Genomic DNA, 14,153 nt, shown 5'->3' on the forward strand with positions numbered 1-14,153 from the left:
CCATGGTGGTCAGGTCGTGGCGAGAGGAACCGCTTACTGTCTTGCATGCCGTCGGAGACCTCGACGTGGCCGGCGCTCCGCGCCTTCAAGCCGCGCTCGATCAGGTGCTGGCCTCCGCCGACCCCCCGAAACTGGTGCTGGATCTGACTGATGTGCCCTTCTGCGACTCCGTGGGGCTGGGTGTGCTGGTGTCCACCCACAGCCACGTGCAGCACGCGCACGGCAGGTTCATGCTGGTCCTCGCGCCCGGCATGATCAGTCATCTGCTGACGATCACCAACCTCGACCGGCACTTCGAGACCTGCTCGTCGCTGCTGGAGGCGCGGGCGGCGCTTGGTGCGGCGGCCTGAGATCGAGCATTTCTCGAAGGTGTGCTAAACGATGTTCATGACTTTCGGGTTCAAGACTTTCGGGTTCAAGACTTTCGGGTTCAAGACTTTCGGGTTCAAGAGATTCGGCGCGCATCTTCCAGCGGTCTCGTAGGGAGGCCGTTCACGTTGTTCGATCAGTTCCCCGAGCCTGCCCGCAGCCAGCTGGCCACGGCCTTCGACGAAGGCAGGACACGGCCGGAGTGGTGTTTCAGGGAAGGCCCGGCGCGGCTCGCGTTCTGGGCGCCCTACCGCGGCGCGGACCCGGTGATCACCTGGCAGTTCGAGCCCGGCCCCGACCCCGACCTCGCCGCCGGCCTGCTGCGCCGCGGCCTGTCGGAGATGGGCCTGGACAAGATAATCCACGACATCTCCCTCAAACCCGGCCTCACCCCGGTCGTCGACCGAGCCGTCGAACACCAGGCGCTGCTCGGCGCCGGGTTCGCGATGGAGGTCGAGCGGCTCATGCTCGAGTGGGCGGCCGGGAGTGACGTACCGGTCGATCCGGGCCGGCTGACCTACCGCCCCGCCCGCGGCCTCGACGCCGCCACCGTCCTGGACCTGCTGGTACGCATCTCGGAAGGGTCACTCGACTACGACACGCAGGTGGAGCTGGCGACGGCCGGCGCCGAGCACGAGGCCCGGTGGATGTACGACGACCTGGTCAACCGCAAGGGCAAGACCGACTGGTTCGTCGTCGGCTACCTGGGCGACGACCCCGTGGGGCTGGTGGCGCCGGACGATCATTCGATCGCGTACATCGGCGTGGTGCCCGAGCACCGGGGCCACGGTTACGTCAACGACCTGCTGGCCAAGGGCACCGCGACGCTGGCCGAGACGGGCGTCGAACGCATCGTGGCGGCCACGGACGTGGGCAACTCCCCCACGGCCAACGCGTTCCTGCGCGCGGGCTATTCGGAGGTTGGGCGGCTTTTCCGCTATTACTGGAGGGCCCCATGATGGAGGAGACCTTGAGACTTGGCGTCATGTTCGACCGCGGCCTGCAGCCGGAGCAGTTGATCCCCTTCGCCCAGGAGCTGGACGGCACGGCGGTCGACGACCTGTGGGTGGTGGAGGACCTGGGCTGGACCGGCGCCATCTCCTCGGCCGCCACCGCCCTGGCGGTCACCTCCCGCCTGCGCGTGGGCATCGGCATCACCCCCGCTCCCCTGCGCAACCCGATGCTCCTGGCCATGGAGCTGGCCAACCTGGCCCGCCTCCACCCCGGCCGCCTGGCCGCCGGAATCGGCCACGGCGTCCGTGGCTGGATGCGCCAGGTGGGCGCCGCGCCCCCGTCACCTCTGGCGCTTCTGGAGGAGACGATCACCTCCGTCCGCGGCCTCCTCCGGGGCGAGACGGTGAACCTGCACGGCCGCTCCGTCCACCTGGACGGCGTCTCCCTGGTCCATCCGCCCGCCGAACCGCCTCCGGTCCTGGCCGGCGTCCTCGGCCCCCGCTCCCTCGCCCTGTCGGGCCGGGTGGCACAGGGCACGATCCTCCCGGAGGGCTTCAGCCCCGAGCAGCTCCCCACCCTCGTGGGCCACATCGGCGCCATGGCCGACCACGAGGTGGTGGCCTTCATCCACCTGTACATCGGCCCCGACGCGCGGGAGGCGACCTGGGACGTCGCCGTGGAACAGGCCGGTTTCCTCCAGATACGGCCGGAGGAGGTCGTCATGGCCAGCGGCTCCGCTTCGGAGGCCGCCGACATGGTGCGGCGGATGTGGGCGGCGGGCGCCCAGACGGTGGCGGTACGACCGTTCGGCGCGGATCCGCTGTCCCATGTGACGAAGCTCTTGTCGGCTTTGTAGGGTTTTCGGCTATCCGCTGCCGCGGCCGAACTCCCCCTCCACCCGCCGCACGATCTCCTGCTCCTTGGGCAGATAGGCGGCGTAGAAGTCCTTGCCGCACTCCAGGTCGTCGAGCGCGGCCTTGATCTCCCTGTTCAGGTATTGCCGGGCGGTGTTCACCGGGATACGCGGCTCGTAGTACTGCCCGCCGGGCAGCCCCTTATCGGGAATGTCATCGTTCAGGGCGATCTGCTTCTTCTGGGCCTCGAACTCCTGACCACCCCGCCGGCTCATGTCGACCGGCCTGAGGGAGGCCACCTGGTGCCCCTTGCCCTTGAGGCAGTCGCCCATGGCCGAGGCCAGCCCGACGAGCTTCGGGTCCGCGTTGAGTTCGCGGTCCAGCCGCTGGGCGATCAGCTCGTTCTCCTGCTTGGCCCAGTCCTCGTCGGACGTCGCGACCTTGCCGGTGACCTGCTTGAGCCCCTGCGATCTGCACGCGGTCAGCGCCTTGCCGTAGGCGACCCGCTGGGCGGGCGACAGCTGGTTCTTGATGGTGAAGTTGGGGCTGTCCGACTCGCGCCAGAGGACACGCTTCTCTCGCTGCTCGGGGTGGACGAAATCGGCGAAGATCCCGAAGCCCTGCTCCGTACGCTCCTTCTTCATCGCCTCGTAGTCGCCCAGATAGGCCTTGCCGGCATCATCGGAGATCTTCACCTCCGGAACCCAGGCGACGTACTTGAAACCGCGCTGCTTCATGCAGTCCGCCACGACTGTCTGGATCTGCCGGGGCTTGTCCGTCTTGCCGCTGCTCACCACGGCCGGGGCCGCCGGCGGGGAGGTGGCGCAGCCCGCGGCGAGGCAGAGCCCCACGACAGCCAGAGTGGATTGCTTGATCATGGCATCGCAGAATACACCGTTCAACGTAGCATTGGAAGAAGGCGGCCGAACGGCGGATGCCCAATCAGTCGAACGGCCGATGGCGGCACCCCGGCACCAGGCCACGATCGCCCTATGAGGCGAATCACGGCAACACCCACGACACCCCTGACCGCCTTAGCGCTGGCGGGGCTGACCGGACTCATCGCACTGACCGGATGCTCAGTAGACCTGGACGCCAAAGAGGTGCACACCGCCCAGTCCTTCCCCTACAGCGGCCCCCAGCTCACCATCAAGTCGTCACTAGGCGGCCTCCGCATCATGCCCGGCACCGGCGCGACCGTGCAGGTGGAACGCTGGCTCCGCGGCAAGGCGGCCAACGAGGGCAACGCGTCGTGGTCACTGAAGGACGGCACCCTCCGCCTGAGCGCCAACTGCACGGTGGTCTTCGGCGACTGCGGAGCCCGCTACCACGTCAAGGTGCCGCCGGGCACGCGCCTCGTCGTCGAGGGCGACGACGACGGCATCATCCTCCAGAACCTCCCCCAGGACGTGGACGTCTCGAACGGCGGCACGATCCAGGCGTACGACACTTCCGGCAAGCTCCGCCTCCTGAGCGACGACGCCACCATCACCGGCGAACGCCTCAAATCCCCCAGCGTCCGCGTCCGCTCGAGCACCGGCGCCATCGACCTGTCCTTCGCCGCACCCCCGTCCAACCTGGACCTCCTGTCCAAGGACGGTCGGGTGACGGCGACCGTACCCAACGGGGCCTACCGGGTCATGGCTCAGAGCCAGGACGGACGTGAGCGGTCGGAGATCAAGAGCACGGAGAGCGACCGGACCATCGTCGCGAAGAGCGGCACGGGAGACGTACGGATCATTGCCAAGTGAATCTTGGCGCCGCGAACATGTTCGTTACGAACACGTTCGTGATATCTTGCTCTACATGAGCACGCACGACAGCGCCCAGGCGCCTCCCCACAGCCGACGGGAACGCCCGGCCAAACCCGCGTTGACCAGGCAGGGGATCATCGACACCGCGCTGGCGATCATGCGCGACGAGGGCCTGCACAAGGTGACGATGCGCCGTATCGCCATCGCCCTCGACACCGGGCCCGCCTCGCTCTATGTCTACGTCCGCAACACCGAGGACCTGCACGCCCAGATCCTCGACGCCCTGCTCGGCTCGATCACCGTGCCCGCCCCCGACGCCGGGACCTGGCGCGAGCGCCTCAAGGCCGTGCTGAACAGCTACCGCGACGTGCTGTTCCACCATCCAGCGATTGCCCGGATGGCGCTCTCCACCCAGCCCAGCGGCCCCAACTACATGGCGCTGGTGGAGGCGGTCCTCGCCCTGCTCGCCGAAGGCGGCGTGACCGGCCGGGCGGCGGCGTGGGGCGTGGACCTTTTGCTGCTGTATCCGACCGCGGCCGCCGTCGAGCACAGCGGCGAGCGATCGGCGGCCCAGGAGGCCGCCGACCTTTCCGCGCTGGGCGCGCAGATCGCCGCCGCGGATCCAGCTCGCTACCCGCACATCGCCGGACTCGGCGACGAGCTCATCTCGGGCGACGGGGCCGGCCGCTCCGACTGGGCGTTCCATGTCCTGGTCGACGGGATCCTCGCCGCCATCTCCCGTACCCCTCCCGCATAGGAGCCCAGCATGTCCGCACCTTCCATCGCGATCGTCGGCGCCGGCCTCAGTGGCCTGGTCCTGGCGCGCGTCCTGCAGATGCACGGCATCGAGTCCACCGTGTACGAAGGTGAGCCCGCCGCCGACGCCCGTAGCCAGGGCGGCGTCCTCGACATGCACGAGGAGTCCGGCCAGTACGCGCTGCGCGAAGCCGGCCTCTACGAGCAGTTCCACCGGCTCACCCACCCACAGGGCGAGACCCTGCGAGTCCTGGACAAGGCGGGCACGGTCTTCATCCACCACGAGCCGGAGGGCGGCTATGGCGGGCGCCCCGAAATCGACCGGACCGCGCTGCGCAACCTGCTCATCGAGTCCCTCGACCCCGGCCGTATCGCCTGGGGCCACCGGGTCACCGCGGCCCACCGGCTCGCCGACGGCCGACATGGGCTGACCTTCGCCAACGGGAGCAGCACCAGCGTCGACTTGCTGATCGGCGCGGACGGCACCTGGTCGAAGGTACGCCCCTTGGTCTCGGCGGCCACGCCGCGATACTGCGGAATCTCCTACCTGGAGCTGCGACTCTCCGATGTCACGACCCGCCACCCTGAATCGGCCACCGTCGTCGGCCCCGGCATCATGTTCGCCCTGTCCGACGACAAGGCCCTGATAGGCCACGGTGGCACCGACATCATCCTGGGGGCCTCGCTACGGGTGCCGCAGGACTGGACGGCCACCCGCGGCGTCGACTGGTCCGACGCGCCGGCCGCCCGCGAAGCGCTGCTCAAGGAGTTCGCCGACTGGAGCACCGAACTGACCGACCTCATCCGCCACTGTGACGACACGATCGTCCCGCGACTGATCTACGCCCTGCCGACCGGCCACTCCTGGAGCCGGACCCCCGGCGTGACGCTGGTGGGCGACGCCGCGCATGTGATGTCGCCGTACGCCGGCGAGGGAGCCAACCTCGCCCTGCTCGACGGCGCCGAGCTGGCGCTGGCCATCGTCGCCCACGAGGACGACGTGGAGGCCGCGCTGACCCGGTACGAGACGGCCATGTTCCCCCGCGCGGCCGCCTCGGCCGAGGGGTCCGCGCGAGGTCTGGACATGTGCTTCGCCCCGGACTCACCGCGCGCCATGGTCGACTTCTTCGGCGGCGTCGGCGTACCCGTGAAGCACTGACCCACAGCGGGCGTTTCGCCGACAAACAGCTCGATCTGGCCGATGAGGGACGGCTATGCTGCCCGACGTCTCGCAACACTCCTCGTACGCTCCCATCAAGCCGCGTCCGGCGCCCCCAGGGAGCGACGACGGACCAGGAACGGAGCTTGGAGGCCGCAGTGGCGATGCCCAAGAAGGGATCCCGGCTCATCACCGTCGGCGAGACCGCCTTCCGCTGGCGGGTCCGCCCCAAGCCCACCTACCGCCGGGGCGACAACCCGGCTCCTCTCACCTTCACCGTTGAGCGGGTCGAGGAGCCGGGGAACGTTCTCGTGGTGTCCCTCCCCTGCGCCCGGCCGGACAACTGGCAAGGAGAGCGCACCATCGTCATCCGCCCGCTCCTCGTCGCCGGATGCGTCCAGCGAGCCCTCGACCAGGGCTGGAACTCGGGCCAACGGGGCTCGCCGTTCACTCTCACCATCACCGAGGACGAACTGCCCGGCCTCCTGGGCGAACCGCCTCAATACCTGATCCCCTTCCTCTGGGGCATGATCCCGGAAGGCGGCGGCATCGAAGACCTCCCCCGATGCACCCAGATCTGGAGCCGAAGCGACCAGCCGAGCTGGTGAGCGCGCCGAGCGAGATCTCAGCTGGGCTGCCACAGCTCGACCCGGTTGCCCTCAGGATCGGTGACCCAGCCGAACCGGCCGACACCCTCCATATCCTGAGTTTCCTTGGCCACGTCCGCTCCCTTGGCGCGCAATTGCGCGAGCATCGCATCCAGGTCGCGGACACGGAAGTTGAGCATCGTCTGCTGGGCGCGGGAGCCGAAATACTCGGTCCGGGACTCGAAAGTCGCGAACACTGTCGCCCCGGCTTGCTGACGCCACAGGCCGTTCTCATCGGCGTCCAGGCCCAGGCAATCGCGATACCACGCGCTCAGGGCCACCGGGTCGGTAGCCCGCATGAAGTAGCCGCCGATGCCAAGCACACGTTCCATGTCGCCATCTTGCCAGGACCGCGATCGCCCCGCCGTCCTGCTGCCAGTAGCGGCGCGGGTAGCCACCACGCAACGCGTCCAGCGACAGGTGAAAGAACGGCTCGGCCAGTTCCTGTTGCAGGGGCCTTCGCCACTGCGCCGACCGCACCCAGCACTTCCTCCGGTTTTGGCCATATAATCGGCTCGACGACCTATGACGACACACGCCGAACCCTCACAAGACGCCTCCGCGCAGCTGGTTGACGTGTTCAAGGCGCTCGCCAACCCCGTACGGCTCCAGGTGCTCCAGTGGTTGCGCGACCCCGAGCACCATTTCCCGGTGGAGCAGTTCATCGCGGACCCGCACGAGGTCGGCGTGTGCGTGAGCCACATCCAGGCCAAGACCGGGCTCGCGCAGTCGACCGTCTCCGCCTACATGGCAGCGTTGCAGCGTGCCGGGCTGGTCCGCGCCACTCGCGTCGGGAAGTGGACGCACTACCGCCGCGACGAGGAGCACATCGCCCAGCTCGTCGACGTGCTCGGACGCTCGCTCTAACGACTCACCGAACACCCCTTGCAGGGTTGGCGTTTTGGCCTCATATCGACAATATGCGATACTTCGCTGCGTTCCTGATAACGAGCGAGGCGGGTCCGTACCGCCGGATAGCAGGAGGAGACATGGGCGCGATCGATGGGATGGATCTGGGGCGCTTCGGGGTCTGGACGTTCGACTTCGAAGACCAGCCCGCGAGCATGATGCGAGATTCCATCCAGGAGCTCGAAGAGCTCGGCTGGCCGGCGTTCTGGATCCCGGAGCGGGACGGACGTGAGGCGATGACGCATGCCGGATTCCTGCTGTCGTGCACCGAACGCATCAGCGTCATCAACGGCATCGCGCGGATCTGGTCCCGCGAGCCGCGGTGGACCCAGGGCGCGGCGTTGCTCCTGGCCGACGCCTACCCCGATCGCCACCTGCTCGGCCTCGGCTTCGGCGGCGAGCGGCCCGGGACCAAGCCGCTGCAGGCGATGAGCGACTATCTGGACGAGATGGACGCGGCGACGAGCGCCAATCCCGCGCCTCGGGCGCCGATGCGACGCCTGCTGGCGGCGTACGGCCCGAAGATGCTCGAGATGGCCCGCGATCGGTCCGAAGGCGCTCATACCTACCACGTGACGGTGCGGCACACGGCGCAGGCGCGGAAGGTGCTGGGCGACAGCCCGTTCCTCGGCGTCGAGCAGGCGGTGCTCCTGGAAAGCGACCCCGACAAGGCGCGGGCGATCGCGCGCGAGCATCTGCACGTGTACTTCACCACGAAGTACAACATCGCCAAGTTCCTCCGCCTGGGCTACACCGAAGCCGACATCGACGGCGGCCGTGGCAGCGACCGGCTGGTCGACGACCTCGTGTACTGGGGCGACCTCGACACGATCGTCGGCAAGCTGCACGACCACCTGAACGCCGGGGCCGACCACATCGGCATCCAGGTTCTCGGCATCGAACCCGGCCAATCGGCGATGCCGCAATGGCGGCGACTGGCCGAGGCGCTGCTGCCCAAGCGCGCCGCCTCCTAGGGGGAGTCCTGGAGGATCGCGACCTTGATCGTCCCGGCGGCGTGCAGGCTGGTCAGAAGCGTCCAGTCGTCCGCCGGGTCCAGCCATACCTGAAGCTCCTCGGGGCCGCGCGGCCGGGGCAATGACCCGGCCGGCTCGTAGAACGACGTGACCAGCACCAGCGGCACGGGCGCGGCCCACTCCTCCGGAGCCGGCGGCACGTGCCTGCCGCCGAGCAGCACGGCCCGCTCCTCGGGCGTGCACTCCTCCAGCGGCCCGGCCGCGGCCAGCTCCGCCTGTGCCCTGACCTGGGCGTCCAGCGCGATCCGCGCGCGCGCCTCGCGTCGCTCCTCCGGAGTGCCGAGCGCGTCGTAGCCGGGCCTGAGCGCGCCGACCAGCTCGTCCGGCTCGTCCGCGTACGCCCGCGAGCCGCCGCCAGAGAAGATCATCTCGTACCGGTACAACGAGCCGTCGACCTTGACAGGCATGGCGGGCGGCCGGTCCGCCGCCGAGGTGTTGCGGATGACGACCGCCGCGCGGTTCGCTTCACTCATAGCGACCAGGGCTCTTCTTCTTCTCGTTCCATTGGGTGATCGCGAACAGGGCCGTGAGCTGCGCCTTGTCGGCCGCCCGGTGGTAGAGGTGGTCGGCCAGCTCCAGATAGGACGAGTAGTCCAGGCGCCTGCGGTGCTCAGTATGGTTGCCGGCGACGTCCTTTTCGTGGTGGTTGAGCGGGAACTGGTCGTCGCCGAGCCGCAGCGCCAGCCCCACCGTTCCCAGCGCCAGTTTGATCTGCGTCTGGATGACGCCGAAGTAGTTTCTGTTCACCAGACTCAGCAGCCGCTGGTAGAAGGCGGGGATGTGGTCGAACGCGGAAGTGTCCACGTGGATGTGGCCTCCCGTGCTCGGCGTCGCCACGCCGCCGTGCGACTTGATGATCTCGCACACGAGCTGGATGCTTTCCCACGTGCGCGGCGTGTCGTACAGCGGTGGTGAGACGAGCTCTCCGGCGACGGATACGTCCTGTTCCAGCCGCCAGCCGTTGTCGCCCTCGTAGTAGCCGCCGTCGTGGCCGGTGTGATACGGGTGTGTCCACGGATCCCGAGTCAGCCCCGCGTCGTACAGGTCGCGAGCGATGGCCTGGTTGATCGCGTCCTGGTGCGGCTTGAGCGACTCGGGCAGGTCGTACTCTATCTCCCTGCCGAACTTGAACCCGGTCCCGGGCGCGGCCAGTCCGCCGGTGGCGTCCTCGGTCAGGTAGGGCACGACCGGCTCGCCGCGCTCCGCCCGCGCGAACGCCTCCGCGAGGTCGCGTTCGAACGCCTCGGGGTTCCAGCGATAGGACACCTCCGGCTCGCGGGGCCGGCTGTCCCAGGCACGGGCGCGGGCCTCCAGCGCACGAGCGTGCTCCGCCGCTCGACCGAGTGCTCCAGGCCGAGGTCGCCCGCCAGCTTCCGCAGAGGATCGAGGACCCATGCCGGGGCGTCGCCCTGCGAGCCCACGATCCGGTCCATGCGCGCCAGTGCACTCGTTGCGGGCTCGCCGAGACTGGTCGCGTACCGGTCGGACACCCGCAGCCTCGCCCAGGTGCCCGGGGTGGTGTCCATGTATCCCCGCAGCGCCTCCACCAGCGCCGCCCGGTCAGGAGCGCCCACCGGGTCGAAGCCGAGCCGCTGCGCGCGCTCGGCCACGTGGGCGAGGCGGCCGATCCGGTCGCCGAGGCGCAGCTCGCGCGACAGTCCGAGCAGAGGGTCCAGCGGGGGACGCGGCGCGCCGTCGCCGACGATGACGCGGTCCATCCGGCCCATGAGCGCTGCCTTCGCCGGGTCCAGGCCCGCTTCGGGGAATCGCTCGTCCATGACACGCACGTCCCAGCCGTCCATGTCGCGCTCGCGGTACCGCGTGAGGCTCTCCACGAGCTCCGCGTGGGCCGCCCAGCCGGTCCGGGAGGGCACCGTGCGTGTCCACCTCCACGAGCATCTCGGAGAACGTCCGGAGCGCGTGCGCGAATCCCACCTCGGCCGCCAGGGTACGCAGCCGACCATCGGGCGCGACCGAGCGGAGCGCCCGGTCGGTACGGCTCATCGCCCGCGCGGCCGGGTCGCCGAGCCCGGCGATGGCGTGCTCGTCCGCGATCCGCAGCCCGTCCCACAGCTCGGAGTCGTTCTCCCGGGCCCGCAGCAGCTCGCGCACCAGGTCGTGCCGCCCTGCCACGCCCTGGACGTCCACGCCCCGCGCCTCGGCGTCCAGGAACAGGCGTCCTAAGTGATCAAGCGAGTAGAGCCCGAGGCGCAGGTCGAACGTGAGGCTGCGAAGCCGGTTGACCCGGATCTGGCGCGTGGTGCCGTTGGCGGAGCCGAGCGCCAGGTCCATCCGGCCGAGCGCCCGCGCGAGCCGGGAGGAGGGGCGCACGAGCTCCTCGCCGGCGAGCCACAGGCCGGGAAAAAGCAGTGGGTCCGTCTGCCGGTACCGCTCCAGCCGATCGATCAGGTCCCACCTGTCCGTCGCCCCGGCGGGATCGAATCCTAGCCACTGCGCCTCGTCGAAGACGCGTACCAGCCCGTCGAAGGCGGCAGGCATGCCCACGGCACGCGACAGCTTGTGGACGTGGGTGACCATGTCTCTCGTGGTGGGGTTGTGCATGGTGGAGGTCACGGTGCGGGCCATCGTCCCGAAGGTATGCGCGAACGCCTCGTCCGGCACCACGATCCGCAGCCTGCCCGCGACGCGGCGGCCCAAGGAGATCACGTCGGGATCCAGGGGCGGCGGGAGAGTGCCGTCCCGGTTGATGAGCTGGTCGATGCGGCCCCTGCCGTCGCCGTCCGCGTGGTGGGCTGCGGCGGGCGCGCCCTCGCGCGGTGCGGGGGCCCCGTCATGGGCGTTGGAGGCGCGGGCCGGGGGCGTGGTGCGCTGGCCGTCCGCAGCGGAGTGGGGCTCGGTGTGCCGGTCACCGCCTGGCGGCGTGGCGCGCTGGTCGCCGGTGCGGGCGGGTGGGGTGTCGCGGGCGCCGCCTCCGGGAGCGGTCTCCCCGCGGGGAGCGGGCGGTTCGTGTGCCGTGCCGATGGGGACGACAGGCCCGTCCTGGGCCTGGCCGGTCCGGGGGCCGCCCGCGCCGTGCCTGTCACCGGTGCGTCCGGGGGCGCCCTCCTGCCCGTCACCCACGCGTCCGGCGGCGAAGCCCGGCCCGTCGTCGGTCCCGTGCGCGGGGACGCCGCCGTGCCCGCCCGCCGTCCGCCCGGAGGCGACGTCCTGGGCGTGGGTCGCCGGCTCCGGAGCCGTGTTCACCGGATCCCGAGCCTGGTCGGGGGCGGCCGGGCGGTCCGAGCCCCGCACGACGACCCCGCCATCGCCCTGCTGCGAGCCAGCGGCGCGGTTCGACGCGCCGGATACGTGGCCCAGCACGCCCGCTTGGCCGTGCGCCACCGCCGCGGGCGCCGCACGGCCGCCGTTCACGACCGCGCCCCCGGCCGAGCCGTCCGCCTGTCCTTCTGCTGGACCGAGCGCCGGGCGAGCGACCTGGCCGGTCGGCTGGGTGTTCCCGGCCTGGCCGGGTGTGCCGTCGCCCGCCTTCGGGGCGACGGCAGCGGGCTCGTGGGCGGGGCCGGGCAAGGCCCGCGTGCCCGGGGACGGATTCCCCCTGAGATCCGAGGCGTTCCCGGACTGATGCCGGCGTCATCATCCGCGTGCCGGCACGCATCCTCGCGCTGACCGCTGCTATCTGGCCCAACGACAAGACCGGCCAGCCGATCACGCGATCCCTGATCGCATACGACCACTGACCGTAGCCAGACCCCTTGACATCAATCATCTAGGCGGTGTGCTCCGAGCACAGACAGCCGACCCCCTTCTCGATCCACTCCTGGCCGTCCCACTCCGGATGCCGCGCGATCATCAGGGCGGCCACCTCTTCGGCGATCGTCTCCTCGCTCATGGCCGAGTCGCGGCGTACCCAGGTCTCGTCACGCAGCAGCTGAAGATAGTCCCGTACGTCGGCCAGGAGCTGAGGCCCGCCCACGTCACCGTGGCCGGGCACCACCACCTGCGGGCTCTCGGCGGCCAGCCGGTCCATCACCGCCAGCCAGCGGATGCCCGACACGTCGGTGTCATGCGGCGGGAACCAGGGGAAGATGGCGAACTGCCCGGCCTCCACCAGATCACCGGTGAACATCACCCCCGCGTCCGGGACCGTGATCACCTGATCGCCTTTGCTGTGCGCCCGGCCAGTGGCCCGCAACCGCACCACCCGACCGCCCAGATCCAGCGTGCTCATGGTCGTAGACCACATCGGGAGTCGCCAATCGGACACCCTCAAGCCGGCGCGCGACCGACTCCCCGAGCCCCTTGAACATCTCGATATAGCCAGGCCCCCTCACCTTCAGGTCCTCGGCCTGCGCCCGGTTGATCAGGAACGTCGCCTCCCCGGCGAACACCTGAGCGCCGAACGCGTGCTCGGGATGAAAATGCGTCGTGGTCAGGTACAGCGTGCGCCCGTCGGCGAAGTCGGCCGCGAACTTCAGCACGGTTTCGGCATTCGCCGGGCCCATACCGGTATCGACGACAAGGACCGAATGCGTACCGCCGATGAGACCGATGTTCGGCACCAGCGGCACCCGCCGGTTCGGAATCACCACCAGATCGCGGGCAAGCTCCTGTACGTCCGTGACCTGCACAACGGGATCGGGCAACACAAATTCGGCCATGCGGACTCCTCGGAAGCGGCAGATTCGGTCCCACCACTCCATCGCGAGACGCTGGAAGGCGTCCAACACCGATTCCGCACGCCCGATGCCGTACGGGTATCGTCGCCGCTGATGGACCTACGCACGCTGCGCTACTTCGTGGCCGTCGCCGAAGAGCTCCACTTCGGCCGCGCCGCCGTACGCCTGCACATGACACAGCCGCCACTGAGCAGGGCCATCAAGCAACTGGAGACCGACCTCGGCGCCGTCCTGCTGCACCGATCATCCACCGGAGTCTCGCTCACGCCGGCCGGAGCAGCACTCTACGACGAGGCGCGCACCCTGCTGGAGCAGGCCGACCAGGCCCGCACCAGGGTCGCCGCCGCAGCCGGCACGGCCACGATAACGATCGGCACCCTCGCCGACAGCGCCGAACAGGCCGGCACCCACCTCGCCGCCGCCTTTCGCCGGCGCCATCCCGGTTCGCACGTCCGCATCCGCGAAGCCGACTTCACCGACCCGACCACCGGACTGCGCTCCGGCCTCGTCGATGTCGCCCTCACCCGGGCACCGTTCGACGAAACCGGCATCACCACCCACGTCCTGCGCTCCGACCCGGTGGGAGCGGTCCTACGCGCCGACGACCCGCTGGCCGGCCGTGACCACCTGCGCCTGAACGACCTCGCCGACCGCCGCTGGTTCCAGCTACCGGAAGGCACCGACCCGGTCTGGCGGGCATTCTGGACCCACCCCATGGGCCTCGGCCAGGACGGCCCGGTGGTGCGAACCGTCCACGAGTGCCTGCAGGCGGTGCTGTGGAACGGCACCGTTGGGCTGACCACGCTCGCCCACGCCCTTCCGGAGGGTCTCGTCGCGGTTCCGCTGCTCGACATGCCGCCCAGCCGTCTTGTGGTCGCTTGGAACAGCACCGACGCCAGCCCGCTCATCCGCTCATTCACCCAAATCGCCGCCGCCGTCTACCGCCCTGCCACCTAGTGCTGTGACCGGAAACGATCGCCGGGTTGGATGACGAGGCTTCAGGCTGCGGAAGTCAGAGGTCGGCCGCCCCAGCGGATGCCTTTCTCGCTTCGGATGCGGGCGCGTTCGCGGCGTTGGGCG

General features: G+C 69.8%; 17 protein-coding genes and 1 pseudogene. 11 read left to right on the forward strand and 7 right to left on the reverse strand.

Annotated features, from left to right (window positions below; all coding sequences use genetic code 11):
* Positions 1–2 precede the first annotated feature (2 nt).
* From LDL49_RS30805 to LDL49_RS30815, 3 genes are all read left to right on the forward strand, one after another.
* Entirely contained in the window at positions 3–350 is a 348-nt protein-coding gene (locus tag LDL49_RS30805; RefSeq protein WP_225296082.1) for an STAS domain-containing protein, read from the forward strand.
* Positions 351–497: 147 nt separating this feature from the next.
* Positions 498–1,328, forward strand: a complete 831-nt coding sequence (locus tag LDL49_RS30810; protein WP_225296024.1) for a GNAT family N-acetyltransferase — start codon at positions 498–500, stop codon at positions 1,326–1,328.
* 11 nt (positions 1,329–1,339) lie between these two features.
* A complete protein-coding gene (locus tag LDL49_RS30815; RefSeq protein ID WP_225296026.1) occupies positions 1,340–2,179 on the forward strand; it encodes an LLM class flavin-dependent oxidoreductase in 840 nt (279 codons plus the stop codon).
* Positions 2,180–2,188: 9 nt separating this feature from the next.
* Here LDL49_RS30815 and LDL49_RS30820 read toward each other — a convergent pair whose 3' ends face one another.
* Positions 2,189–3,055: a hypothetical protein gene (locus LDL49_RS30820; protein ID WP_225296028.1), complete on the reverse strand. Its 867-nt coding sequence runs from the start codon at positions 3,053–3,055 to the stop codon at positions 2,189–2,191.
* A gap of 114 nt (positions 3,056–3,169) precedes the next feature.
* On the opposite strand from LDL49_RS30820, the gene LDL49_RS30825 reads away from it, so the two are divergent.
* The 4 genes from LDL49_RS30825 (at position 3,170) to LDL49_RS30840 (ending at position 6,454) form a co-directional block, all read left to right on the forward strand.
* Positions 3,170–3,928, forward strand: a complete 759-nt coding sequence (locus tag LDL49_RS30825) for a DUF4097 family beta strand repeat-containing protein (protein ID WP_225296030.1) — start codon at positions 3,170–3,172, stop codon at positions 3,926–3,928.
* A gap of 55 nt (positions 3,929–3,983) precedes the next feature.
* Positions 3,984–4,688, forward strand: coding sequence for a TetR/AcrR family transcriptional regulator (locus LDL49_RS30830; protein ID WP_225296032.1), 705 nt, complete (start codon positions 3,984–3,986; stop codon positions 4,686–4,688).
* Between the two features lie 9 nt (positions 4,689–4,697).
* Positions 4,698–5,846: an FAD-dependent oxidoreductase gene (locus tag LDL49_RS30835; protein ID WP_225296034.1), complete on the forward strand. Its 1,149-nt coding sequence runs from the start codon at positions 4,698–4,700 to the stop codon at positions 5,844–5,846.
* Between the two features lie 146 nt (positions 5,847–5,992).
* Positions 5,993–6,454 (forward strand): hypothetical protein, encoded by a 462-nt coding sequence (locus LDL49_RS30840; RefSeq protein WP_225296036.1) that lies wholly within the window; start codon positions 5,993–5,995, stop codon positions 6,452–6,454.
* A gap of 17 nt (positions 6,455–6,471) precedes the next feature.
* Here the strand turns inward: LDL49_RS30840 and LDL49_RS30845 are convergent, their stop codons facing one another.
* Positions 6,472–6,825: a VOC family protein gene (locus tag LDL49_RS30845; RefSeq protein WP_225296038.1), complete on the reverse strand. Its 354-nt coding sequence runs from the start codon at positions 6,823–6,825 to the stop codon at positions 6,472–6,474.
* Between the two features lie 193 nt (positions 6,826–7,018).
* Here LDL49_RS30845 and LDL49_RS30850 point away from each other — a divergent pair, with 193 nt between their 5' ends.
* On the forward strand, positions 7,019–7,360 hold the full coding sequence (locus LDL49_RS30850) for an ArsR/SmtB family transcription factor (RefSeq protein ID WP_225296040.1): 342 nt from the start codon (positions 7,019–7,021) through the stop codon (positions 7,358–7,360).
* Between the two features lie 122 nt (positions 7,361–7,482).
* Positions 7,483–8,376, forward strand: a complete 894-nt coding sequence (locus tag LDL49_RS30855; protein ID WP_225296042.1) for a TIGR03620 family F420-dependent LLM class oxidoreductase — start codon at positions 7,483–7,485, stop codon at positions 8,374–8,376.
* Here LDL49_RS30855 and LDL49_RS30860 read toward each other — a convergent pair.
* From LDL49_RS30860 to LDL49_RS30870, 3 genes are all read right to left on the reverse strand, one after another.
* Positions 8,373–8,909 (reverse strand): hypothetical protein, encoded by a 537-nt coding sequence (locus LDL49_RS30860; protein WP_225296044.1) that lies wholly within the window; start codon positions 8,907–8,909, stop codon positions 8,373–8,375. The genes LDL49_RS30855 and LDL49_RS30860 overlap by 4 nt on opposite strands.
* Positions 8,902–9,702: an amidoligase family protein gene (locus LDL49_RS30865; protein WP_225296045.1), complete on the reverse strand. Its 801-nt coding sequence runs from the start codon at positions 9,700–9,702 to the stop codon at positions 8,902–8,904. The genes LDL49_RS30860 and LDL49_RS30865 overlap by 8 nt, the downstream gene beginning before the upstream one ends.
* Positions 9,703–9,996: 294 nt before the next feature.
* Positions 9,997–11,964: a hypothetical protein gene (locus LDL49_RS30870; protein WP_225296047.1), complete on the reverse strand. Its 1,968-nt coding sequence runs from the start codon at positions 11,962–11,964 to the stop codon at positions 9,997–9,999.
* A gap of 47 nt (positions 11,965–12,011) precedes the next feature.
* Between LDL49_RS30870 and LDL49_RS59785 the strand changes: the two are divergent.
* Positions 12,012–12,134, forward strand: a pseudogene (locus LDL49_RS59785) (IS982 family transposase); the annotation flags it as partial.
* A 29-nt stretch (positions 12,135–12,163) separates the two neighbouring features.
* On the opposite strand, the gene LDL49_RS30875 reads toward LDL49_RS59785, so the two are convergent.
* The gene (locus LDL49_RS30875; protein ID WP_372470465.1) at positions 12,164–12,625 is read right to left on the reverse strand and encodes an MBL fold metallo-hydrolase; all 462 of its coding nucleotides are present in this window, start codon (positions 12,623–12,625) and stop codon (positions 12,164–12,166) included.
* Positions 12,510–13,055: an MBL fold metallo-hydrolase gene (locus LDL49_RS30880; protein ID WP_225296053.1), complete on the reverse strand. Its 546-nt coding sequence runs from the start codon at positions 13,053–13,055 to the stop codon at positions 12,510–12,512. The genes LDL49_RS30875 and LDL49_RS30880 overlap by 116 nt, the downstream gene beginning before the upstream one ends.
* A 111-nt stretch (positions 13,056–13,166) precedes the next feature.
* On the opposite strand from LDL49_RS30880, the gene LDL49_RS30885 reads away from it, so the two are divergent.
* Positions 13,167–14,030, forward strand: a complete 864-nt coding sequence (locus tag LDL49_RS30885; protein ID WP_225296054.1) for a LysR family transcriptional regulator — start codon at positions 13,167–13,169, stop codon at positions 14,028–14,030.
* The last annotated feature ends 123 nt before the right edge of the window (positions 14,031–14,153 follow it).

The sequence above is a fragment of the Nonomuraea aurantiaca genome (assembly GCF_020215705.1).
Classification (GTDB): Bacteria; Actinomycetota; Actinomycetes; order Streptosporangiales; family Streptosporangiaceae; genus Nonomuraea; species Nonomuraea aurantiaca.